This window comes from Pseudomonas sp. K8 (genome assembly GCF_014889455.1).
GTDB lineage: Bacteria > Pseudomonadota > Gammaproteobacteria > Pseudomonadales > Pseudomonadaceae > Aquipseudomonas > Aquipseudomonas veronii.
The window spans coordinates 30711-52993 of record NZ_VJWO01000006.1 but is presented as its reverse complement, the minus strand read 5'-3'; the positions used below and the strand labels follow the sequence as shown (position 1 = coordinate 52993).

General features: G+C 59.6%; 21 protein-coding genes and 1 pseudogene. 15 read left to right on the top strand and 7 right to left on the bottom strand.

Annotated features, from left to right (window positions below):
• Positions 1–49: 49 nt before the first annotated feature.
• Both INT12_RS06275 and INT12_RS06270 read right to left on the bottom strand, forming a co-directional pair.
• On the bottom strand, positions 50–541 hold the full coding sequence (locus tag INT12_RS06275) for a type II toxin-antitoxin system VapC family toxin (protein ID WP_193040730.1): 492 nt from the start codon (positions 539–541) through the stop codon (positions 50–52).
• On the bottom strand, positions 538–1596 hold the full coding sequence (locus INT12_RS06270; protein ID WP_046485942.1) for a helix-turn-helix domain-containing protein: 1059 nt from the start codon (positions 1594–1596) through the stop codon (positions 538–540). Before INT12_RS06270 ends, INT12_RS06275 begins: the two co-directional genes overlap by 4 nt.
• A gap of 305 nt (positions 1597–1901) precedes the next feature.
• Between INT12_RS06270 and INT12_RS06265 the strand changes: the two genes are divergently transcribed.
• The 7 genes and pseudogenes from INT12_RS06265 to INT12_RS06235 form a co-directional block, all read left to right on the top strand.
• Complete coding sequence (locus tag INT12_RS06265; RefSeq protein WP_017850004.1) at positions 1902–2888, top strand: phosphate ABC transporter substrate-binding protein PstS; 987 nt, start codon at positions 1902–1904, stop codon at positions 2886–2888.
• Positions 2889–3372: 484 nt separating this feature from the next.
• Positions 3373–5406: an ABC transporter permease subunit gene (locus INT12_RS06260; protein WP_169884756.1), complete on the top strand. Its 2034-nt coding sequence runs from the start codon at positions 3373–3375 to the stop codon at positions 5404–5406.
• Positions 5407–5421: 15 nt separating this feature from the next.
• On the top strand, positions 5422–7092 hold the full coding sequence (gene pstA / locus INT12_RS06255; protein ID WP_046485946.1) for a phosphate ABC transporter permease PstA: 1671 nt from the start codon (positions 5422–5424) through the stop codon (positions 7090–7092).
• A 191-nt stretch (positions 7093–7283) separates the two neighbouring features.
• A complete protein-coding gene (gene pstB, locus INT12_RS06250) occupies positions 7284–8117 on the top strand; it encodes a phosphate ABC transporter ATP-binding protein PstB (RefSeq protein WP_017850001.1) in 834 nt (277 codons plus the stop codon).
• Positions 8118–8187: 70 nt separating this feature from the next.
• Entirely contained in the window at positions 8188–8949 is a 762-nt protein-coding gene (gene phoU / locus INT12_RS06245; protein ID WP_017850000.1) for a phosphate signaling complex protein PhoU, read from the top strand.
• Positions 8950–9116: 167 nt separating this feature from the next.
• Positions 9117–10022 (top strand): response regulator, encoded by a 906-nt coding sequence (locus INT12_RS06240; protein WP_046485961.1) that lies wholly within the window; start codon positions 9117–9119, stop codon positions 10020–10022.
• A gap of 207 nt (positions 10023–10229) precedes the next feature.
• A pseudogene (locus INT12_RS06235) lies at positions 10230–10898 on the top strand (M23 family metallopeptidase); the annotation flags it as partial.
• Between the two features lie 6 nt (positions 10899–10904).
• Here INT12_RS06235 and INT12_RS06230 read toward each other — a convergent pair.
• From INT12_RS06230 to phoB, 3 genes are all read right to left on the bottom strand, one after another.
• Positions 10905–12245 carry a hemolysin family protein gene (locus tag INT12_RS06230; RefSeq protein WP_017849997.1) on the bottom strand — a complete coding sequence of 447 codons (1341 nt, stop codon included), beginning with the start codon at positions 12243–12245 and terminating at the stop codon, positions 10905–10907.
• A gap of 204 nt (positions 12246–12449) precedes the next feature.
• Positions 12450–13772 (bottom strand): phosphate regulon sensor histidine kinase PhoR, encoded by a 1323-nt coding sequence (phoR, locus tag INT12_RS06225; protein WP_017849996.1) that lies wholly within the window; start codon positions 13770–13772, stop codon positions 12450–12452.
• Between the two features lie 59 nt (positions 13773–13831).
• Positions 13832–14521: a phosphate regulon transcriptional regulator PhoB gene (gene phoB / locus INT12_RS06220; RefSeq protein ID WP_003176964.1), complete on the bottom strand. Its 690-nt coding sequence runs from the start codon at positions 14519–14521 to the stop codon at positions 13832–13834.
• Between the two features lie 154 nt (positions 14522–14675).
• Between phoB and INT12_RS06215 the strand changes: the two genes are divergently transcribed.
• Entirely contained in the window at positions 14676–15056 is a 381-nt protein-coding gene (locus INT12_RS06215) for a hypothetical protein (RefSeq protein WP_126589091.1), read from the top strand.
• A 30-nt stretch (positions 15057–15086) separates the two neighbouring features.
• Here INT12_RS06215 and ubiA read toward each other — a convergent pair whose 3' ends face one another.
• The gene (ubiA, locus tag INT12_RS06210) at positions 15087–15977 is read right to left on the bottom strand and encodes a 4-hydroxybenzoate octaprenyltransferase (RefSeq protein ID WP_017849994.1); all 891 of its coding nucleotides are present in this window, start codon (positions 15975–15977) and stop codon (positions 15087–15089) included.
• Complete coding sequence (locus tag INT12_RS06205; RefSeq protein ID WP_193040731.1) at positions 15977–16540, bottom strand: chorismate lyase; 564 nt, start codon at positions 16538–16540, stop codon at positions 15977–15979. The genes ubiA and INT12_RS06205 overlap by 1 nt, the downstream gene beginning before the upstream one ends.
• 197 nt (positions 16541–16737) lie before the next feature.
• On the opposite strand from INT12_RS06205, the gene INT12_RS06200 reads away from it, so the two are divergent.
• From INT12_RS06200 to INT12_RS06170, 7 genes are all read left to right on the top strand, one after another.
• On the top strand, positions 16738–16905 hold the full coding sequence (locus INT12_RS06200; protein ID WP_046381624.1) for a rubredoxin: 168 nt from the start codon (positions 16738–16740) through the stop codon (positions 16903–16905).
• 36 nt (positions 16906–16941) lie between these two features.
• Positions 16942–18090, top strand: a complete 1149-nt coding sequence (locus tag INT12_RS06195) for an NAD(P)/FAD-dependent oxidoreductase (RefSeq protein ID WP_017849991.1) — start codon at positions 16942–16944, stop codon at positions 18088–18090.
• Positions 18091–18281: 191 nt separating this feature from the next.
• Complete coding sequence (locus tag INT12_RS06190) at positions 18282–18557, top strand: HU family DNA-binding protein (protein ID WP_003213368.1); 276 nt, start codon at positions 18282–18284, stop codon at positions 18555–18557.
• 975 nt (positions 18558–19532) lie between these two features.
• The gene (locus tag INT12_RS06185; protein WP_017849989.1) at positions 19533–19997 is read left to right on the top strand and encodes a hypothetical protein; all 465 of its coding nucleotides are present in this window, start codon (positions 19533–19535) and stop codon (positions 19995–19997) included.
• 254 nt (positions 19998–20251) lie between these two features.
• On the top strand, positions 20252–20686 hold the full coding sequence (locus INT12_RS06180; protein ID WP_017849988.1) for a DUF1795 domain-containing protein: 435 nt from the start codon (positions 20252–20254) through the stop codon (positions 20684–20686).
• A gap of 43 nt (positions 20687–20729) precedes the next feature.
• Positions 20730–21983, top strand: coding sequence for a PAAR domain-containing protein (locus INT12_RS06175; protein WP_017849987.1), 1254 nt, complete (start codon positions 20730–20732; stop codon positions 21981–21983).
• An 8-nt stretch (positions 21984–21991) separates the two neighbouring features.
• Positions 21992–22255 (top strand): hypothetical protein, encoded by a 264-nt coding sequence (locus INT12_RS06170; RefSeq protein WP_046385147.1) that lies wholly within the window; start codon positions 21992–21994, stop codon positions 22253–22255.
• The last annotated feature ends 28 nt before the right edge of the window (positions 22256–22283 follow it).

The following is a 22283-nucleotide window of genomic DNA, read 5'->3' as shown; positions in this document are numbered from 1 at the left end:
TCATGATGGGGTGTCGTTTCATTGGTTATCCAATGTCCATGCTGACTTTCTATATCACGCGCCAAGTCGAGAGTCTGGTTTGGCATTCTGATACGGGTAAGCGCGCGCCCCCGGTCAGCATATTTTCTAGTGCCGTTGCTGCAACGGCATTATTGATGACCTGATATTCGACCGTTAGGTCGAGTAACCAAAGCGCACCATGCACTTGCAGTCCGTCCCGAATGGCCTGGCGACGGAGCTTTCCATCTCCAGTGAGTAGCGGTCTTCCGGTTGCTTGTGCGAGCAAGTAGCAGGAAACGTCAGCCAAGGAACTGTTGTTGTGTTCGACTTTAAGCGTTAAGAGCTTCTGCACACCGCCTTCGTCAAATGCCTCGACAACCAGCCCCCGAGCGAGCAGTTCATCGTGGGGGAAGTCCTCAAGTTCGTGCATCACGAAATCGGTACAGCACAGAGTGAATGGCAGCCTGAACATATGCTCCAGCAATCCCGCATTTCTGAAGTCAATCCAGATATTGGTGTCGCTGATATAGATCAGGCTCATGCACTCTCCAGTGAGCCCAAAAAATTGGGGTCTAGAGCCTTTATTGGGCGCCGCAGTAACTCTGCCGCTCTTGATTTGGTGATAAGGCCCTCCGCCAATCCCCAGAACACCAGTGATTCGAAACGCTGGGGCGGCTTGCAAGGTAGCGGTTCGGGTTCCGCCTTGCGCCAACCGTTGCTACTGAATTGGATGGTTAGGGATTTGTAACCACCTTCCCCCAGTAGATTGAGGTCCTTCAATCGACGGAGTGCTGCATGCATTGAGAGCCCATATTGGCGTTTGGCTATCAAGAGTTCACGGGGGTGGACGCGTGAACGTTGATGGCTCCCAAAATCGCCGGTGACGCTTTTAGCTGGATATAGAAAAGCCCCCGCAAAGCGGTGACAGCAGTTTTCTTTATCTCGCTCGGGCATATCGTCGGGCAGTTTCATTACCCAGTGCCCCAATTCATGGGCTGCGGTGAAGCGGATACGCTCACCTGGCCGCTGGGCATTCAATGCGATCAGTACATGTTCTCCCTCATTAGTGGCTGCGCAGGCACCATCGAAATCATCGGGCCCCGCCAGCATTACTACCTTGATGCCATGCTCTTCCAATTGCTCAGTCAGATGGGCGATAGGATCTTCACCGATGCCCCAATATTTGCGGAGCTGATCTGCGGCTCGTTCAGCGTCGTCAATTGAGGACACCGACAGCATTTGTGCGGGAGTTTTGGCAGTCTGGATATCCAACGGATCGAAGCACTCTTCAAGGGCGATGTACCGCTCTAGATGCTCGCGGATCTGTTCCTCAACCTGTACTTGGCGGTATTTGGGCATTTTCGCCAGTTTGCGGAACTCCAGCGGCGCGAGTGGCAGTGCTTGGGGGCGGAAAAAATACTCAGGGCTCACCTCCAGCGCCTTTGCCAATTGTAGAAGGCGCCGCGAGTTCGGGGTACTCAACCCTTTTTCATATTTGCTCAGGCCTTGCTTGGTTATATCGCCGAGACTGAGCGCCAGTGCTTCCAGCGACATGCCACGCAATAGCCTTGCGCGGCGAATCCGGTCATTGATCATGTGCGATCTCCTTAGGTTGACAAGACTATGCTTTGGTTTTGTTTTGTCAACCTGGGACTCGCCGTTCGCTGGTCAGGCTGCAGGCAGCGTTGATGAAGCAACGATTACAAAGTGTTTCTAAATTCAAGCAACATGAGCGTTGCCGCCCCGCACACTCCAGTTGTTCCGCATATTTCTCGCGCTTAGCCTGGTTCCTTTCCAATACTGGCCTTTCATCTAATTGTCATATTCCAGACATAGAGTGTTCACACGGCCTATCAATACTTGGCCCCGATCCAACTATCCCTATCTGCTAGGAGTAAGGCATGAAACTGAAGCGTTTGATGGCGGCAATGACTTTTGTCGCTGCTGGCGTTGCGACTGCCCACGCGGTGGCCGCTGGTGTTGACCCGGCTATTCCGGCTTACACGAAGACCACTGGTGTGTCGGGCAACTTGTCCAGCGTCGGTTCCGATACCCTGGCTAACCTGATGACCCTGTGGGCCGAGGGTTACAAAAAGGAATACCCGAACGTCAACATCCAGATTCAAGCTGCTGGTTCTGCCACTGCGCCACCTGCGCTGACTGAAGGCACCTCCAACCTGGGCCCGATGAGCCGCAAGATGAAGGACACCGAACTGGCGGCCTTCGAGCAGAAGTACGGCTACAAGCCAACTGCTATCCCGGTTGCCGTGGATGCCCTGGCCGTGTTCGTGCACAAGGACAACCCGATCAAGCACCTGACCATGGAACAAGTCGACGCGATCTTCTCCTCGACTCGCCTGTGCGGTGCCAAAGCCGACGTCAAAACCTGGGGCGACCTGGGTGTGACCGGCGACCTGGCCAACAAGCCAGTGCAACTGTTCGGTCGTAACTCGGTATCCGGCACCTACGGCTACTTCAAGGAAGAAGCCCTGTGCAAAGGCGACTACAAGCCTAACGTGAACGAACAACCAGGCTCGGCTTCGGTCGTGCAGTCGATCAGCTCCTCGCTGAACGGCATCGGTTACTCGGGCATCGGCTACAAGACCGCCAGCGTGAAGACCGTGGCCCTGGCCAAGAAAGGCAGCACTGACTTCATCGAAGACAGCGAAGAAAACGCCCTGAACGGCAAATACCCGCTGTCGCGTTTCCTCTACGTTTACGTCAACAAAGCCCCGAACAAGCCGCTGGCGCCGCTGGAAGCCGAGTTCGTGAAGCTGGTTCTGTCCAAGCAGGGCCAGGAAGTTGTGGTCAAGGACGGCTACATCCCACTGCCAGCCAAAGTTGCCGCCAAGGCACTGGCTGACCTGGGTCTGAAAGAAGGCAACTAAGTTGCTGGGCCGGGTAAAACCGGCCGTTCTGTAGGAGCGGGCTTGCTCGCGAAAGATGATAGAGCACCGCGTTTATTCAGAAGCGGCGCGTTATCGTTAACGCTCTTCGCGAGCAAGCTCGCTCCTACAGAAACTCCTAATTTTTAGTCCGCTGCCGGCTCTGCCATGCGGCGGATTTCTTGCGTCACTGCATTGTCATCTTTCTGTCATACAGGACCGCTAGGGTGTGCGCATGAATGATCTGGCCAATTCCACTATGACGACGACTTCTCCCCCCAAGCGTATTGACTTCAATACGCCTGAGTTGCAACGCAAGCGCCGCATTCGCGCGCTCAAGGATCGCCTGACCCGTTGGTACGTGTTGATCGGCGGCCTCGCCGTCCTCGGCGCTATCACCCTGATCTTCTTCTTCCTGGCCTACGTGGTCGCGCCCTTGTTCCAGGGCGCCTCGCTGACCAAGGAAGCCGCGCTGACACCGGCGTGGATGCAAGACGCGGGCAAGCCGTTGATGATCTCGCTGGAAGAACAGAACCAAGTCGCCATGCGGGTTTCCGACAAAGGCCAGGCGCTGTTCTTCGACGTGAGCACCGGCGCCGAACTCAAGCGCATCGACCTGCCGCTGGCGGCCGGCGTCAGCGTCGTGTCGATTGGTAAAGACCAGCCGGGCAGCCCGCTGGTGATCCTCGGTTTGTCCAATGGCCAGTCCCTGGTGTTCCGCCACACCTACAAGGTGTCCTACCCGGACGGCAAGAAGACCATCAGCCCGGCCATCGAATACCCTTACGGCGAAACGCCGATCGTGCTGGATGACGCCGGTCGCCCGCTGGAACACGTCGCGCTGAACGTCACCGACACCTCGCTGGTGGTGGCCGGTTCGGCCGGTTCGCACTTGAACGTGCTGTCCCTGAGCCGTGAAGAAAACATGATGACCGGCGAAGTCACCAGCGAGCAGAAGCGTATCGAGCTGCCGCAGATGACCGAGCCGGTGAAGGCGATCTTCATCGACCCACGCCAGCAATGGCTGTACGTGATCAACGGCCGTGCCCTGGCGGATGTGTTCAGCCTGCGCGACAAGAGCCTCAACGGTCGCTATAAACTGCTGGAAGACGGCGACGCCGAAATCACCGCCAGCACCCAACTGGTGGGCGGTATCTCGCTGATCGTCGGTAACTCCAAGGGCGGCCTGGCCCAGTGGTTCATGGCCCGTGACCCGGATGGCGAACAGCGCCTGAAGCAGATCCGCACCTTCGAGATGGGCACTGCGCCCATCGTTGAAATCACCGCCGAAGAACGTCGCAAAGGCTTCACCGCCCTCGACGCTTCCGGCAAGTTCGGCGTGTTCCACAGCACCGCCCACCGCACCCTGCTGGTGGACCCGGTGGTCGATGGCCCGGGCGTGTTCGGCCTGTCGCCACGGGCCAACCGTGTGATCGTCGAAGCCGACGGCAAGCTGCAACCGTTGCTGCTGGACAACCCGCACCCGGAAGTGTCGTGGAGCGCGCTGTGGAGCAAGGTCTGGTACGAAAACTACGACGAGCCTAAATACGTCTGGCAATCGACCGCCGCCAACACCGATTTCGAACCCAAGATGAGCCTCGCGCCGCTGACCTTCGGTACGCTGAAGGCCGCGTTCTACGCCATGTTGCTGGCCGCGCCGCTGGCTGTTGCCGCAGCGATCTACACTGCGTACTTCATGGCGCCGGGCCTGCGCCGCAAGGTCAAGCCGGTGATCGAGCTGATGGAAGCGATGCCGACGGTGATCCTCGGCTTCTTCGCCGGCCTGTTCCTCGCGCCGTATGTCGAAGGGCATCTACCGGGGATTTTCAGCCTGCTGATGCTGGTGCCGATTGGCATCCTGGTGGCCGGTTTTATCTTCAGCCGCCTGCCTGAGTCCATTCGCCTGCGGGTTCCCGATGGCTGGGAAAGCGCGATCCTGATCCCGGTGATCCTGTTTGTGGGCTGGCTCTCGCTGTACATGAGCCCGTACCTGGAAACCTGGTTCTTCGGCGGCGACATGCGGATGTGGATCTCCCATGACCTGGGCATCACCTATGACCAGCGCAACGCCCTGGTCGTCGGCCTGGCGATGGGGTTCGCGGTGATCCCGAACATCTACTCCATCGCCGAAGACGCCGTGTTCAGCGTGCCGCGCGGCCTGACCCTGGGCTCTTTGGCCCTGGGCGCCACGCCGTGGCAGACCATGACCCGCGTGGTCATCCTGACCGCCAGCCCGGGGATTTTCTCGGCGCTGATGATCGGCATGGGCCGCGCCGTGGGCGAGACCATGATCGTGCTGATGGCCACCGGTAACACTCCGGTGATGGAGATGAACCTGTTCGAAGGCCTGCGCACCCTGGCGGCCAACGTCGCGGTGGAAATGCCCGAGTCGGAAGTGGGCGGCAGTCACTACCGCGTGCTGTTCCTCTCGGCGCTGGTGCTGCTGTTGTTCACCTTCATCATGAACACCCTCGCCGAGCTGATTCGTCAGCGTCTGCGCAAGAAATACTCGTCGCTTTAAGAAAGGTAGAAGTCTGTGAAACAGAACTCCCTGAATGGATGGTTCAAGAGCGGCGCCCCCGGCGTCTGGATCAGCGGTGGCGCGGTGTCCATCGCGGTCATCATGACCCTTGGTTTGCTGGCTGTGATTGCGGTGCGTGGTTTGGGCCACTTCTGGCCGGCTGACCTGATCCAGGCCAACTACGATGTCCCGGGCCAGGCCAACCATATCGTCATCGGCGAAGTGGTACAGAAAGAAGAAGTGCCGCGCGAGCGCCTGAAAAGCGCTGGCCTGCCCGTGCCCGACGTGGGCCCGGAATTCATGACCCGCGAGCTGATCAAAGTCGGTAACCGCGATCTGAATGGCAACGACTTCACATGGATCGTCGGCGAATGGCTGAAGAACCAGACCAAACCGCTGGAATTGATGACCATCGAGCGCCGTGAGTGGGGCAACTTCTACGGCACCCTGGTCAACGTCAAGCAGGATGGCAAGGTCATCGCCGAAGGCCAGGCTGCGTGGCCGGAGCTGCAGGCTCGGGTCGACCGCGTGAACAAGCTGGCGGCCCAGCTCAAGACCCTTGAGAAGTCCGACATCGGCGCGATCAACGCCGGTCTTGAACGTATCCGTCTGCACGGTCGCAAGCTGGAACTGGAAGGCAAGCTCGACGCCGCCGCCCAGGCCGACATGGACTCGGGCCGCGCCGAACTGAATGCCCGTTACCAGGACATCGAAGCGCGCCTGGCCGACCTGCACGCCCAATTCAACCGCGACGCCTTGACTGCCCGCGATGCGAACGGCAAGGAAGTCGAAATCGGCATCGGCAAAGTGGTCCACGCCTATCAGCCGAACGCCATGGGCACGATGACCAAGATCGGCTTCTACTTCAGTAAGGTCTGGGAGTTCCTCAGCGACGACCCACGGGAAGCCAACACCGAAGGCGGGATCTTCCCGGCGATCTTCGGCACCGTGATGATGACCCTGATCATGGCGATGATCGTGACCCCATTCGGCGTGCTGGCGGCGGTGTACCTGCGTGAATACGCCAAGCAGAACGCCCTGACGCGGATCATCCGCATCGCCGTGAACAACCTGGCGGGCGTACCGGCCATCGTTTACGGCGTGTTCGGCCTGGGCTTCTTCGTGTATGTATTGGGTGGCTCGGTTGACCGCCTGTTCTTCGCCGAAGCCCTGCCGGCCCCGACCTTCGGCACGCCGGGCCTGTTGTGGGCGTCGCTGACCCTGGCGCTGCTGGCGGTGCCGGTGGTGATCGTGGCTACCGAAGAAGGCCTGGCGCGGATTCCTCGCACTGTGCGCGAAGGCTCGCTGGCACTCGGCGCGACCAAGGCGGAAACGCTGTGGAAGATCGTGCTGCCGATGGCCAGCCCGGCGATGATGACCGGCATGATCCTCGCCGTGGCCCGTGCCGCCGGTGAAGTAGCGCCGCTGATGCTGGTGGGCGTGGTCAAGCTGGCCCCGTCGCTGCCGCTGGACGGCAACTACCCTTACTTGCACCTTGACCAGAAGATCATGCACCTGGGCTTCCATATTTATGACGTCGGCTTCCAGAGCCCCAACGTCGAGGCCGCAAGGCCGCTGGTATATGCCACCGCACTGTTGCTGGTGCTGGTGATCGCCACGCTCAACTTGTCGGCGGTGTGGATCCGTAACCACCTGCGCGAGAAGTACAAGGCGTTGGACAGTTAATTGAAGTAAACGCGGACTCAATGTGGGAGGGGGCTTGCCCCCGATAGCGGCGTATCAGAAACACATATGCTGGCTGACACACTGCTATCGGGGGCAAGCCCCCTCCCACACTAGACCACGATATACGCAGAATTTGAGTAAACCGTCCCCGGCGGTTCAACAACACGAATTGGTAGCACAGGGAGCATCCCATGCAACAAGAAACCCATTCCCATGGCATCAACATGTCTGCCCTGGGTCGTGACAAGCAGAGCCTGAGCCTGGCCCAGGAAACCGTGGCCATCGAAGTGCCGGGCCTGAGCCTGTACTACGGCGACAAACAGGCGCTGTTCGACGTCAGCATGAACATCCCCAAGCAGCGCGTGACCGCCTTCATCGGCCCGTCGGGCTGCGGCAAGTCCACGCTGCTGCGCACCTTCAACCGCATGAACGACCTGGTCGACGGTTGCCGCGTGGACGGTGCGATCAACCTCTACGGCAGCAACATCTACCGCAAGGGTGAAGACGTGGCCGAGCTGCGTCGCCGGGTGGGCATGGTGTTCCAGAAGCCCAACCCGTTCCCCAAGACCATCTACGAAAACGTGGTCTACGGCTTGCGCATCCAGGGCATCAACAAGAAGCGCATCCTCGATGAAGCGGTCGAATGGGCGCTTAAAGGCGCGGCGCTGTGGGACGAGGTCAAGGACCGCCTGCACGACTCCGCACTCGGCCTGTCCGGCGGCCAGCAACAACGCCTGGTGATCGCGCGTACCATCGCCGTGGAACCGGAAGTGCTGCTGCTCGACGAACCTTGCTCGGCACTCGACCCGATCTCGACGTTGAAAGTCGAAGAACTGATCTACGAGCTCAAGTCCAAGTTCACCATCGTCATCGTGACTCACAACATGCAACAGGCGGCGCGGGTTTCCGACTACACCGCGTTCATGTACATGGGCAAGCTGGTGGAGTTCGGCGATACCGATACCCTGTTCACCAATCCGGCGAAGAAACAGACCGAAGACTACATCACCGGTCGCTACGGCTAGGAAGCTGTGGTTCAGATTGCATTGACGCTGCGGTTCTCCGCACCTTTCCGGACGCTCCAAGGACGCCAACATGATTAGCAAAGAAGGCCTTACCCACCACATCTCCGCGCAGTTCAACGCCGAGCTTGAGGAAGTGCGCAGCCACCTCCTGGCGATGGGCGGGCTGGTGGAGAAGCAAGTCAACGATGCGGTCACCGCGCTGATCGAGGCCGACTCGGGCCTGGCCCAGCAAGTGCGCGAGATCGATGACCAGATCAACCAGATGGAACGCAATATCGACGAAGAATGCCTGCGCATTCTCGCCCGTCGCCAGCCGGCGGCTTCCGACCTGCGCTTGATCATCAGTATTTCCAAGTCGGTGATCGACCTTGAGCGTATCGGCGATGAATCCACCAAGATCGCCCGCCGCGCCATCCAACTGTGCGAAGAAGGTGAAGCGCCGCGCGGTTATGTGGAAGTGCGGCATATCGGTGACCAGGTGCGCAACATGGTGCGCGATGCCCTGGACGCGTTTGCCCGTTTCGACGCCGAACTGGCGTTGTCGGTGGCCCAGTACGACAAGATCATCGACCGTGAGTACAAGACCGCCCTGCGCGAGCTGGCCACCTACATGATGGAAGACCCGCGCTCTATCACACGGGTCTTGAGCATTATCTGGGTGCTGCGTTCGCTGGAGCGGATCGGCGACCACGCGCGCAATATCTCGGAGTTGGTGATCTATCTGGTGCGTGGCACCGACGTGCGGCACATGGGCCTCAAGCGCATGAAAGCCGAAGTTGAAGGATCTACCGATCAAATCCCTAATGTTCCGGGCGAATCTGACGATAAGTAAGGTTGCCCGAGATATTAACGCCCGGCCTTTGGTCGGGCGTTTTCGTTTGTGGGCGCTGATTTTTTTGTGCGTGGGGTGAAAGAAAGTCCCAACACGACTACAGAGTTTTGGCAAAATGCCACCAGTCAGGCGTTCTGCGTGCCGCGTTTTTATAGGATAAAGGGTCGATGAGTAAAGTCAGTGTATTGGTGGTGGATGACGCCTCGTTTATTCGCGACCTGGTGAAGAAGTGCCTGCGCAATTACTTCCCCGGGATCAAGATTGAAGATGCGGTGAACGGCAAAAAGGCCCAGGCCATCCTGATGCGCGAAACCTTCGATCTGGTGTTGTGCGACTGGGAAATGCCCGAGATGTCCGGCCTGGAGCTGTTGACCTGGTGCCGTGAGCAACCGCAGCTCAAAGCCATGCCGTTCGTGATGGTGACCAGCCGCGGCGACAAGGAGAACGTGGTGCAGGCGATCCAGGCCGGGGTTTCCGGCTACGTCAGCAAACCGTTCACCAACGAACAGCTGTTGACCAAGGTCAAGCACGCCCTGCACAAGGTCGGGCGCCTCGACGCCCTGGTCGCCAGCGCACCGACCAAGATGAACTCAGCGTTCGGCAACGACTCCCTGAGCGCCCTGACCGGTGGCAAGCCCGAAGCGGTCAAGGTCGCTCCTATCGCGGCGGCTGCACCGAGCAAAGGCCTGCTCAACAGCCCGCCCGTGAAGGCGGCTGCCGCCGCTGCGCCCGCCAGTGGTCGCGGGCAGGGTCAGTTGCGCCTGTCCAGCGGCACCCAGCAATGCGTGATCAAGGGCCTGAGCATCAAGGAAGCGCTGCTGGTGGTCCGTCGCAGTGAGGTCCTGCCTCAGGTACTGGAAAGCGCGGTGCTCGACCTTGAGCAAGGCGACAACGCCGAAGTCGCACGCCTCAACGGCTACCTGCACGCCGTCGTCGCCTTCGAGCCCAAGCCCGACAGCGACTGGCTGCAACTGACCTTCCGCTTTATCGACCAGGATGCGCAGAAACTGGACTACATCTCGCGGTTGATCGCGCGGGGTACGGCGCAGAAGCATTTTGTGCCGGGTGCCTGATTCACAGAACGCCACCTGTCCCCTGTGGAAGGGGGCGTGCTCCCGATGGTCTTTCATTCAACATCTTCGTTGGCTGAACTACCGCAATCGCGAGCAAGCCCGCTCCTACATGTGAAGTTCGTTGTTTTCAGTATCGGGTAAATCTCACACGGTCTTGTCATCAAGCCTTGCTAGCCTGCCATTCAGTCTCCCCGGCAGGTTCGCGCCATGCTCATTCGCCTACTGCTGCTCTGCGTATTGGCCACGGTTGCCACGTCGACCCCGGCCATGACCCTCTACAAATCCACCGACGCCAATGGCGAGGTGTTTTTCAGCGACCGGCAAACCCCCGGCGCCCAGGCGTTTGTGATCCGGGAGCGGGGGGCCGTGCGCGTGCAACGGCCGGTGCTCGACCGGCCAAGGCCCGGTTATCCCCAGCAGGCCTACCGCTACCCCTTGCCCTGGCGCGGCGGGCCGTTTCGCCTGAGCCAAGGCCCCAACGGCAGCTTCAGTCATACCGACGCCAAAAGCCGCTACGCCATGGACATTGCCATGCCCGAAGGCACGCCGATCATTGCGGCGCGCAGCGGCAGGGTGGTGAAGATCGAGAATGACCAGGCCGGGCGCGGCAACGATGCGTCAGGGAATTTCGTGCGGGTGCTGCACGATGACGGCACCCAGGGCGTGTACCTGCACCTCAAGCAAGGGTCGGTCAGCGTCAGGCCGGGGCAGCGGGTGGCGGTGGGCAGTGCGCTGGGGTTGTCGGGCAACACCGGCAACAGCAGCGGGCCGCACCTGCACTTTGTGGTGCAGCAGCGGACCGAGGCGGGGCTGGTATCGATCCCGTATGAGTTCAACCAGCCCGTGGGGGTATTGCCCAATTTTGCCTTGGGCAATTTACGGTCAGTCCAGCAGCAGGACCTTGGCCAGCACGATTTTCGGCCCTTTCATCTTCTTGATGATGATCCGCAGGCCTTCAACCTCGAGAACTTCTTCCTCTTCCGGCACCCGCTTGAGGGTGTCGTAGACCAGCCCGGCCAGGGTTTCCGCTTCGATGTGGTCGAGGTCGACGCCGAGCAGGCGTTCCACCTTGAACAGCGGCGTATCGCCGCGTACCAGCAGTTTGCCCGGCTGGTAGGCGAGGATGCCGCGCTCGGCCTTGCGGTGTTCGTCCTGGATATCGCCCACCAGCACTTCGAGCACGTCTTCCATGGTCAGGTAGCCGATGACCTTGCCGTCGGCTTCTTCCACCAGGGCGAAGTGCGCGCCGCCTTTGCGGAACTGCTCCAGCAACTGCGACAGCGGCATGTGCCGCGACACGCGCTCCAGCGGGCGGGTCAGTTCGGCCAGGTTGAACGACTCGGGGAGATGGTCCAGGTTCGCCAGTTCCAGCAGCAGGTCCTTGATGTGCAGCAGGCCGACAAACTCGTTGCGCTGGGCGTCATACACCGGGTAACGGCTGAATTTGTGGCGACGGAACAGCGCGAGGATTTCCTTGAGCGGAGCGTTGAAGTCCAGGGTCACCAGGTCTTCCCGCGAGTTGGCCCAGTCGACCACTTCCAGTTCGCCCATTTCCACGGCCGAGGCCAAGACGCGCATGCCTTGGTCGCTGGGGTCCTGGCCACGGCTGGAGTGCAGGATCAGCTTGAGTTCTTCGCGGCTGTACTGGTGCTCATGGTGCGGGCCGGGTTCGCCTTGCCCGGCGATCCGCAGGATGGCATTGGCGCTGGCGTTGAGCAGGTAGATTGCCGGGTACATGGCCCAGTAGAACAGGTACAGCGGCACCGCCGTCCACAGCGACAGCAGTTCCGGCTTGCGAATGGCCCAGGACTTGGGCGCCAGTTCACCGACCACGATGTGCAGGTAGGAAATCAGGAAGAAGGCGGAAAAGAACGACACGCCTTTGATCACTTCCGGCGACTCGACGCCAGCGGCGCCCAGCAGCGGCTCGAGGATATGCGCAAACGCCGGCTCGCCGACCCAGCCCAGGCCCAGGGAGGCGAGGGTGATACCCAACTGGCAGGCCGACAGGTAGGCGTCGAGCTGGCGGTGGACGGTGCGCAGGATCTGCCCGCGCCAACCGTTGGTGTGGGCGATGGCCTCGACCCGCGTGGAGCGCAGTTTGACCATGGCAAACTCCGCCGCAACGAAGAACGCGTTGAGCAGTACCAGGATCAGTGCAAAAAGAATCATGCCGAAATCGGCGAAGAGTGTGGCGAGGGTGATACTTGGGGAAGGGTCCATGATGGGGTTTTGCGGGTTCCGTATGTTCAATAGGGGTGACAGGAGCGCCTGAAAGGCGGACACAAGTCGGCCAATGTAGCGGCTGGCGCAGCGCTTGCCTAGTGGTTGCTGCCTGATGGAGCCAGGAATACCTGCGTCGCAACAATGCAATTCCAAATGTGGGAGGGGGCTTGCTCGCACATTTAGTGTTGTATTGTGCCCGGGTTATTCATCATTCACGACCATCCGCGAACGGGTTACCTGGGGCGGCGGAAAATGGCAGGTAAAGGTGCTGCCGTGGCCGAGCACACTGCTGATTTCCAGGCGTGCGCGGTGGCGCAGCAGCACGTGCTTGACGATCGCCAGGCCCAGCCCGGTGCCGCCGGTGTTGGAGTTGCGGCTGGAGTCGACGCGGTAGAAGCGCTCGGTCAGGCGCGGCAGGTGCTTGGCGTCGATGCCGATGCCGGAGTCTTGCACGCTCAGGTGCGCGCCCTGGGCGTCGGCCCACCAGCGGATGCGGATATTGCCCTTGTCCGGGGTGTACTTCACGGCGTTGAACACCAGGTTGGAAAACGCGCTGCGCAATTCGCCTTCGCTGCCTTTGAGCAGTACCGACGGGTCGGCTTCCAGGGTGATCTGTTGCCCGCGTTGGCCGGAGAGGGCCTGGGCGTCGTTCTTGATGGTCTGCAACAGGCTTTGCACCGCCACCGGGTGGTTATCCGACGGGTAATCGGTCGCCTCCAGCTTGGCCAGCAACAGCAGGTCATTGAGCAGGGTTTGCATGCGCGAGCCTTGCTGCTGCATCTGCTGCAGGGCGCGGCTCCAGCGCGGGTTGATCTCGTCGACGTTGTCCAGCAGCGTCTCCAGGTAGCCGCAGATCACCGTCAACGGGGTGCGCAGCTCGTGGGAGACGTTGGCAACGAAGTCCTTGCGCATCTGTTCCAGCTGGTGGATGCGGGTTACGTCGCGCACCAGCATCAAGTGTTCGTTGTTGCCGTAGCGCGTCAGGTACAGCTGGATGCGTACGCGGTCGTTGGTGGGCGAGGGAATTTCCAGGGCTTCTTCGTAGTTTTCCTGCTCGAAGTATTCCTTGAAGCGCGGGTGGCGGACCAGGTTGGTCACCGGTTGGCCGCTGTCCTGGGGCGTCTTGAGGCCCAGCAGGGTCTCGGCGGCGCGGTTCCACCATTCGAGGTTGCCGTCGCTGTCGAGCATGATCACTGCGTCTTTCAGCGCGGCGGTGGACTCCTGCACCCGGTCGATCACCGCTTGCAGGCGCCCGCGTACCCGTTGGTCGCGGCGTTGCAGGTGGTAGATGCTGTCGAACACCTCGCCCCACAGGCCGTAGCCGTCGGGTGGTGCTTCATCGGGTTTGTGTTGGCGCAGCCATTCATGCAGGCGCAGCAATTGCTTGAGGGTCCAGCCCAGGTACAGACCAATGCCGACGGCCAGGCTCCAGCCGTATTGGCCGCTGATCAGGCCTACCAGCAAGCAGCCGGTGATCAACAGCAGCAGGTGGCGGATCAGCGTGCCATGCCAGTTTTGGTTCACTTGAACATGCGTCCTTGTCAGCTGTTAAGTCAGGCTCTTGCGTTCAGAAACCGGCTGGCTCAGCCCTTGGTGGAAAACCGATAGCCGGTGCCGCGCACGGTTTGTACCAGATTCTCGTAGGCATCGCCCAGGGCTTTGCGCAGGCGACGGATATGCACGTCCACGGTGCGCTCTTCCACGTACACATTGCCGCCCCACACTTGGTCCAGCAACTGGCCGCGGGTGTAGGCGCGTTCCTGGTGGGTCATGAAGAACTGCAGCAGACGGTATTCGGTCGGGCCCATCTCGGCGGGCTTGCCGTCGATGGTCACGCGGTGGCTGATCGGGTCCAGCAACAGGCCGCCGACTTCGATCGGTGCTTCGCCATCGGTCGGGCCGGCGCGGCGCAGTACGGCTTTCAGGCGTGCGACCAGTTCCCGTGGGGAAAACGGCTTGGTGATGTAGTCATCGGCGCCGACTTCCAGGCCCTGGATCTTGTTGTCTTCTTCGCCCTTGGCCGTGAGCATGATGATCGGGATATCGCCGGTCAGCTCGTCACGCTTGAGGCGCCGCGCCAGTTCGATGCCGGAGGTGCCGGGCAGCATCCAGTCGAGCAGGATCAGGTCCGGTTTGCGGTCGACGATAATGGCATGGGCCTGCTGCGAGTTCTCCGCCTCCAGGCAGTCATAGCCGGCCATTTCCAACGCGACGGCGATCATCTCGCGAATGGGCGCTTCGTCGTCGACGATCAGAATGCTCCTGCCAACCATGCCTAAAGTCCTCTTGTCATTTAACTGTCTTGCGCCGCATTAGATAACGGAATTATTGCAGTCGTGTGACAGTAATTTAGCTGCTCGCGCAATTCCCGCCTGCGTGGACTACGCTTTGGGTCCGAATCCTGACAACCACAAAAGGAAGGTTCCGATGACTTACAGTACTTTTTCTTGGAAGGCCTTGCTGGTCACGGCGGCGTTGACGCTGCCGACCCTGGCATTCGCGGCGGACCCCGCGACGACCAAAGACGGGATACTGGTCGATCACAACGGCATGACGCTCTACACCTTTGCCAAGGACGCCGATGGCAAATCCCTGTGCAACGATAAGTGCGCCGCCAACTGGCCGCCATTGATGGCGGCGTCCACCGACAAGCCCATGGGCAAGTGGACCGTGATCACCCGTGACGACCAGAAGAGTCAGTGGGCCTACAGCGGCAAGCCGCTCTACACCTTCGTCATGGACAAGAAGGCCGGCGACATGACCGGTGACGGCAAGATGGACGGGGCCTGGAAAGTCGCCAAGCCTTAGTTGGGCCCTCGCGATGAGGGGCCTGGCCCCTCATCGAAAGCCGTAATCCGCGACAATCCCGACAAAGATCGCCAACCCGGCCCAGTGGTTGTGCAAAAACGCCTTGAAGCACTTCATCCGGTCCCTGTCCCGGGTGTACCAGAATTCCCAGGCAAAACAGCCCGCCGCCGCCAGCAACCCCAGGTGGAACCAGCCGCCCAGCTCGAACCGCGCGCCGGCCAGCAACAGGCACGCCAGCGCCAGGCCTTGCAGGGTCAGAATGATCGCCCGGTCGGCGTCGCCAAACAGGATGGCGGTGGATTTCACGCCGATCTTCAAATCGTCGTCGCGGTCGGTCATGGCGTAATAGGTGTCGTAGCCCACCGTCCACAGCACATTGGCGATGTACAGCAGCCACGCGGCGGCAGGCAGGTTGCCGGTTTCGGCGGTGAACGCCATCGGCATGCCCCAGGAAAACGCCGCGCCCAGCACCACTTGCGGGTAATAGGTGTAGCGCTTCATGAACGGATAGCTCGCCGCCAGCGCCAGGCCGCCGAGGGACAGCAGGATGGTCGTCGCGTTGGTCAGCAGCACCAGCAGGAAACTGACGCCCATCAGCAGCGCGAAAAACACCAGCGCCTCTTTCGAGCTGATCTTGCCGCTGACCAGTGGGCGTTGCTCGGTGCGCTTCACGTGGCCGTCGACCTTGCGGTCGGCCCAGTCGTTGATCACGCAGCCGCCGGCGCGAGTGAGCACCACGCCGAGCACGAAAATCAGGATATTGATCAAGGACGGCGAGCCCTTGCCGGCGATCCACAGCGCCCACAGCGTCGGCCACAGCAGCAGGTAGATGCCGATGGGTTTGTCCATGCGCGTCAACTGAATGAAATCCCAGGCCCTGGGGTTCAGACGGTTCAAGGATTTGAGCAGGCGTTGATACATCAGCGGTTCTCCGGGTGGTCATGCACCGCGTGCCACAGGCTCGGCAGGAAAATTTCGGCGACCAGCACGCTCAGCGCCCCGCGATCGAACCGCGAGCGGCGCGCCCACAGCCCGTCGAGCTGATCCGCGGGGGGCAGCCATGGGCGCGGGTAATGGCAGACCTCGATCGCCCGGCGCGTGAAGGCGCGGTCGCAGAACAGCAGCTCGCCCAGGGAGCGGCTCCCCAGCTCGTCCATATGCAACCCGTCGCCTTGCAACGCACTGCGCGACGCCACGCTGCGGGCAAACACCCACGGCTGGCCATGCCCGCGCAAATACACCTCGCGCACCCAACCGATGCTGGCCTGGGGCAGGTCCAGTGCCGCGCACTCATCGTTGCGCAACGGTTGCCAGCCTTCGCACAGCGGCGTCACGCTGAAACTGTCGCTGGACAGCCCCGTCAGGCGCCGCGTCAGCGAGCCCTCGTCGAACAGCCAGTCAAGGGTCAACGGCGCGGGCAGGGGGCTCAGAAGGCTCTGGGTCAGCCATTGGCAAGCATCGGGAAGGGCGATTGAGTGCGGCACGGTGCGTCAATATTGGCAGCAAAAGAGGCGGCGAGCTTACCATGGCGTCCGGCTCTTTTGCCGGGCTGAACCGGTGCCTTGTGTCGATCGTACTTGCATCTGCAGGTCCCGATCAGTACAAAACGCGCTGAGCCGCGCGGCAACGCGGGATCTATCGACCGTCGGCCAACCTGCCTGGACCCTGAGGAAGCAAGTAAATGAAGAAGTGGCAATGCATAGTCTGCGGCCTGATCTATGACGAGAAAGACGGCTGGCCGGACGACGGAATCGCTCCGGGTACCCTGTGGGAGGACGTTCCGGAAGACTGGCTGTGCCCGGACTGCGGCGTGGGCAAAGTGGATTTCGAAATGATTGAAATCGCGTAATCGCGAATTTAAGAAACGTACTACAAGGAGAAAGGAATGAACGCACCTGTCGTGATCATCGGCACAGGGCTCGCCGGTTACAACGTGGCCCGCGAGTTTCGCAAGCTCGACAGCGATACCCCGTTGTTGCTGATCACCGCGGATGATGGGCGCTCCTACTCCAAGCCCATGCTCTCCACCGGCTTTGCCAAGAACAAGGAAGCCGATGGCCTGAGCATGGCTGAACCCGGCGCCATGGCCGAGCAACTCAAGGCCGAGGTACGCACTCATACCCGTATCACCGGTATTGACCCGGGCCACAAGCGCTTGTGGATCGGCGAAGAAGCGGTGACTTACCGCGACCTGGTCCTGGCCTGGGGCGCGGAAACCGTGCGCGTGCCGGTCGAAGGCGACGCCGCGGAGCTGATTTTCCCGATCAACGATCTTGAAGACTACGCCCGCTTTCGCGCGGCAGCCGTCGGTAAACGCCGCGTGCTGCTGCTTGGCGCCGGCCTGATCGGCTGCGAATTCGCCAACGACCTGATCCTCGGCGGCTACGAAATCGACCTGGTGGCACCGTGCGAGCAAGTCATGCCGACCCTGCTGCACCCAGCGGCGGCCGCAGCGGTACAAGCCGGGCTGGAAGGCCTTGGGGCGCGCTTCCACCTGGGCCCGGTGCTCAACCGCCTGCAACGCAGCGCCGAAGGTCTGGAAGCGCACCTGTCGGACGGTGAAGTGATCCAGTGCGACCTGGTGGTCTCGGCCATCGGCCTGCGCCCGCGTGTCGACCTGGCCGCGGCTGCCGGCTTGCAGGTCAACCGTGGGATCGTGGTCGACCGCCACCTCAAGACCTCCCACGCCAACATCTATGCCCTGGGCGACTGCGCCGAGGTCGATGGCCTGAACCTGCTGTACGTCATGCCGCTGATGAGCTGCGCCCGCGCCTTGGCCCAGACGCTGGCGGGCAACGCCACGGCCGTCAGCTACGGGCCGATGCCGGTCACCGTGAAAACCCCGGTCTGCCCGCTGGTGGTTTCGCCACCGCCACGGGGCACCGAAGGCGTGTGGAGCGTCGAAGGGCAGGGCGCCGACATCAAGGCCCTGTGCCGCGATGCCAGCGGCCGCCTGCTGGGCTACGCGCTGACCGGCAGCGCCGTGATGGAAAAACTGGCGTTGAACAAAGAACTTCCGCCGCTGCTGGCGTAAATACCGGTCGTTCTGTCGGAATAACCCTATTTTTCACCCTAGAAAGGTCGCCACGAGACTGGCGCGGCGTCCGAGGGCATGCCATCCTCACTCCCGTCTGCCGCAGAGTAGAGCCTGCGGCGCCTTGGGCGCTGCTCCATTAGAGAGCAGCACGGACATAACAACAAAAAACCGTCAAAGAGGCTTCACTTATGCGTAAACCAGAACTCGCAGCCGCCATCGCTGAAAAAGCGGACCTCACCAAAGAACAGGCGAATCGCGTCCTCAACGCCGTTCTCGAAGAAATCACCGGCGCCCTGCACCGCAAGGACAGCGTCACCCTGGTTGGCTTCGGCACCTTCCTGCAACGCCACCGCGGCGCCCGCACCGGCAAAAACCCGCAAACCGGTGAGCCTGTGAAAATCAAGGCCAGCAATACCGTTGCGTTCAAGCCGGGCAAGTCGCTCAAAGACAGCGTCAACCCGTAATAGCGGTATCGTCTCGAAGGGGGCGGGGAGGTAGAAAAAGTGGGCACGCCGACTGGGTCGGGTGCCCATTTTTTGTGCGCGTGGAAAAGCAATCGAGGCGCAAGGAGGGGGCTCACGGCTTATACAGTTATTAGTATTAGCGGGGCAGAGTTTTTTATTGTTTGTAAAGGACGATTACTTACGCATTGGAACTTAATGGGTACGAGGCGCCACCTATTAGTCGAGATTGCAGGGACGCGCTCAAGACTATTTTAAAGAGGTGTCTCAATGAAACTCACTGATCTAACTTATATTCCTCCAAATACTCCATCACCTCAGCCAACTGTGCCAGGAAACTCAGTTCCGTTGACGTCGGGTAATGGGCAGCAAACGGCTGACTCCTCGAAGATTGTATATGGTTCGAATGCGGGTAACGGAGGGGGTATTGAATATCCCACGGCGAGTAATGAGAAAATAGGTGCTTCTGAGTTAAGTGGCGCTACTAAGGCTGGCGGAGGACGCAGGGGGGGAGGGTCAAGTGGACGTGGAGGTTCCGGAAGTGGATCGAATCCAGGTTCGAATCCAGGATCGAATCCAGGTTCGAATCCAGGTTCGAATCCAGGATCGAATCCAGGATCGAATCCAGGTTCGAATCCAGGATCGAATCCAGGATCGAATCCAGGATCGAATCCAGGATCGAATCCAGGTTCGAATCCTCTGCCAAATGGGCAAGGAGGTCCGAATCCTCAGGCAAATGGATCAGGGGGCTCCAATCCTCGGTCAAATAAACAAAGAGGCTCCCATCCTCTGCCAAACCCCAAAGCCGCGTCACCTGGTATTAAGGATTCTTTAAAGACCACGCAAAATATTAACGATCTACACGATAAAAATGGGTTCCCGCCGCTCTCTTCTGAACTGGCGTCCAGCGCGCGCAACTCACTTATCAGTGGGGGGGTAAATTCACTGGTGAATATCCCGTTGAGTGTGGGGGAACATATGGCTTCCAAAGCCATCATCGATAGAATCGAAGCGCAAGCTGCAATGCCAGGCGCGGCAAAAAAGAACGCGGACGGCACGACCACGACCGTAGACCCGGCTGCAACAGAAAAGCAAAAAATAGACGCGCGCCTCGAAGACAGTGAAATAAAAACAGAGTTGATGGTCAACCAGATCCTTTCCATTAACGAAGGATCTGAGGCTAATGCGGTTAGTAAAAAATCGGAGGCACCAAAAGACACAGCCGGGCGCTTGACCAATCAAGAAAAAACCATGGATGGCATAGAAGCCCAGTTGCAAGACCTGGGTACACGATACGACCTTGTTTATAAACCGTATGAAGCGCCGAAGTCGTCGGATGCACCGACTGACAAGTCTCGTATGGATGCGATTGAACTGCGCCACAAGCACATGAACAGAATGATTAAAAGATTGATAACGCTTGTAGAATCGGATGTAACGTAGTCTTGATAAACTCTTGATTCAAGAGTGGAGAGTGGCGGATTTGTTTAGGCAAGTCCGCCCTGTCCGTAAAATTTTAATAGCGGTGCGGTCTCGAAGGGCTGCGGGACGGTAGGAAAAATGGGCATGCCGACTGGGTTGGGTGCCCATTTTTGGTGGGACGGGACCAGGGAATCTCCCTCGGCTTGATTGTTGTGGCGCATTACCCGAGTATTTGCGCTTTCCCGAGTCACTCACATCCATGGAAAGCGATCACTGTGACCCTCTACAGAATTCAAGAAGCGGACCTCGACATCCCTGATGCCTGGCAGGACCAGAGTATCAATATCTTCAAGCTGCCGGCCGTTGGCGGCGCCAAGGAAGCCAGTTTTGTCATCAGTCGTGATGCCTCCCAAGGCGACGCGATCTTCGCGGATTACATCGACAAGCAAGTGAAGAGCGCAGAGCAGCAATTGCCTGAGTTCAAGTTGGTCCAACGATGGGACACGGTGCTGCATGAACATGCCGCCACATTGCTGGATTACACCTGGAAGCGTGAAGGGCGCGAACTGATGTTGCGCCAGATGTTTATCGAACGAAAACCGGCCGTGCTGATCACCACATTGACGACCACGCCGAGTGATCTGGCTCATCACGAGACTGCCTGGAAAATTGCCATGAGCAGCCTCAAACCCCTTGTGTCAGGCATCTGATTCATACACGGCAGCGGTTTAACCAATACGGCAGATAGACGCAATGGATGCGCAAGCAGCAGCACGCTTGGGTGATGAAATAGCCCACGGTTTTGGGGTCATGTCGATGATCGCCGGCGCTGTGGCGGGCGCATTGATTGGAGCTGCAGTCATCGCTGCCACCGTTGCCACAGGTGGAGTGGCGGTGGCGATCATGGCAGGCTCGGTCGCTGCGGGCGGTTTGTCGATGTTCCAAATCGTCAAAGGTCTAAATACGCTTTTCAACCTACCCGAACCTACCACGGGGAAGTTGTTGAAGGGCAGTTTCAATGTCTATATCAATGGCCTCAATGCGATGCGAGCGGGAGAGGACATCGCCTCGTCCTGTACCGGTTTTCCGATGAGTCACCCAATGTGGCCGTTTCCGGTATTGATCGCCGAAGGCAGTGCCACGGTCTTTATCAACGGCAAGCCGGCGGCCCGCTTGCATAGCAAAATGGTCTGCGGTGCACATATCAAGAGTGGCAGCCCCAATACGTTTATCGGTGGGCCGACAGTTTCGGTTGCGTTTGTTCTTGATATCGAAGGTTGGATGCATTCCGGGCTGGAGCTTATGGGGCTGCTGGCAGCCGGCGCTGCACTGGTAATGGCCGCCATGGTGGGTCTTGCGGTACTTGTCGAGTTTGTCGTGATCGGCGGCCTGGTTTTAGGCGGCATGACCCTACTGGGTGAATTGGGTGACCGGCTTGGGCCGGGCTATCGAGATCTGCTCCAAGGCGTGGCAGGTATGGCGATGCTAGGGCTGAGTCCGAAGATGGCAAGGTTGGCGACGCCTAAGTACAAACTTGGCGTGACTGAGGCTGATATCCTGGCAATGCCGAAGGGAAGCCGACCCAATGCCGATACCTACCTCTCACCTAAGTACGTAAGCGAACATCTAGCCCAGTTCGATAAAGGCGCCTCGCGCTTCATGACAAAGTCCAACCTCGACAAGTACGGAATTGCTCAGCGTGATGGCACCTCCTTCATTATGCCCAAGCACGAGGCGGATCAATTGCTGGCCAACGCCAAGGGTGACCCGAGAGCGTTGGAGCAGGCGCTTGGATTACCGAAAAACACGCTGGATAACAGCACTCTGGTTCGCATCGATATCCCCGCCCCGAAAGACTTGAATCTACGGATTCCCTCCGGGAATGAGGCCGGGGCGAATGAGTTATGGATTCCTGGCGGTAAACTGCCTACGGGCAGCAGTGAGGCAGTCATTGACGCAGGCAGTATTGCGCCCACTGACTTCAGTTGGACGCCATTAGGATTTTAGAGGTGATCATGAAATTTCAGGATGTTTTTGTAAGTCGGGAGCACATGTTTTCCGTTGGCATCGAAAAGGAGTCGGGTCGTTTTTACGTATCCATACCGGTCAGCAACGGTATGGTCGATTACGAGGAATATTATGAAATTGATCGGGCAACTTTTGAACTGTTCAAGCGTGACCCGAACGCTGCTCTACCGTTCGTCATGCGTTGTCGCAAGCGCGAGTTGGACGAGCTGTTGCTGATTCAGCCGGGAACGAACCGAGGCACGGCGATCTGACGTTTCAACATCGTCTACCCACACTTCT